Source organism: Colwellia sp. BRX8-9 (genome assembly GCF_014077245.1).
Taxonomy (GTDB): domain Bacteria; phylum Pseudomonadota; class Gammaproteobacteria; order Enterobacterales; family Alteromonadaceae; genus Colwellia_A.
Genome location: NZ_JACGVN010000052.1, coordinates 1 through 1,066, shown reverse-complemented (window position 1 = coordinate 1,066; position 1,066 = coordinate 1). Strand labels below are relative to the sequence as shown.

Genomic DNA, 1,066 nt, shown 5'->3' with positions numbered 1-1,066 from the left:
AATAACAATTTTTTGGCAAGGCTATTTCTCCAAAATCATGGCTTTATAATTCACACCTGTTTTAATGTTTTCAAGCAAAGAGTTTATTGCAATGGCTTAAGTTATGTCGTCGCTTTAATTGCTGATGCTCGCAGTAGTCACTCAGCACATCTTCGTGGCCGATAGCACCATGAAATTGTGTTCTAAATTCGGTGGTGATGATTAACCAGTTGTCCGCTGAGATATTCAATCGCTTGAGTATCTCAGGTTGTTTTTGTTCGATAAAACCCCGTTTATCTCCGCTAATACAACGGCCAGTTAACGTAATTAATTGAAGATAGTCGGCGAGTTCAAAAGGTAGGCCCTTTGGCATGTTTTTCCTGGGGTTACCAATAAAGGAAAGCAGGGTCTTGGGCTGTTGGCCCTTTTTTGCCTCTTTACAACGACGTTTTATGCTTGTGTGGGCTGAGCTCTCTGGTGTCTTTGCGATATTGGCTCGAATAGGGTTTAAATCAACATAGGCCATACAAGACGCTAACGCTGCTTCATCTAATAACGCTTGGGATTTAAAGCGTCCTTCCCAAAATCTACCGGTGCAGTTATCTTCTTGGTTAGCGGCTCTTGCAATACTTTCATTAATATACCCCATAAACCAACTGATTTTCATCAGGCGCTTTCGATAGACCTCTGCGGTTGCATTAACCTCATCAAGTAAGGGTTGAGCTAAGCGGTCACCGTTGCAATATTGTTTGGTCAGTAACGTGCCTTTGTGTATGCGGTGCCAACGCACAAGTACGTCAGTCATTGTCCACTGCTTCGCTTTTTCTTCATCAATAAATAACACCACATGATAGTGATTACTCATCACCGCATAGGCACAAACCTCAATCGCAAAGACTTGCGTCAGAAAATGCAGTTTGTCTTCCACCCAACCTCGCCGGTGCTCAAAGCTTTGACCTGAAAAGGTATCTTCACCACATAAGAAAGCGCGTCGAACACAACGCGCCACACAATGGTAATAAGGTGTGTCTACTAAACTGATTTGTTGCTTCCTTGGCGTGGCCATAACTCACCTAAGATAAAGTAG

The 1,066-nt window shown here is 43.1% G+C and carries 1 protein-coding gene; it reads right to left on the bottom strand.

Translation table 11 applies throughout. The annotated features are described in order from the left end of the window. Positions 1-70: 70 nt before the first annotated feature. Positions 71-1,045 (bottom strand): transposase, encoded by a 975-nt coding sequence (locus H4J70_RS20230; RefSeq protein ID WP_182251789.1) that lies wholly within the window; start codon positions 1,043-1,045, stop codon positions 71-73. Between the last annotated feature and the right edge of the window lie 21 nt (positions 1,046-1,066).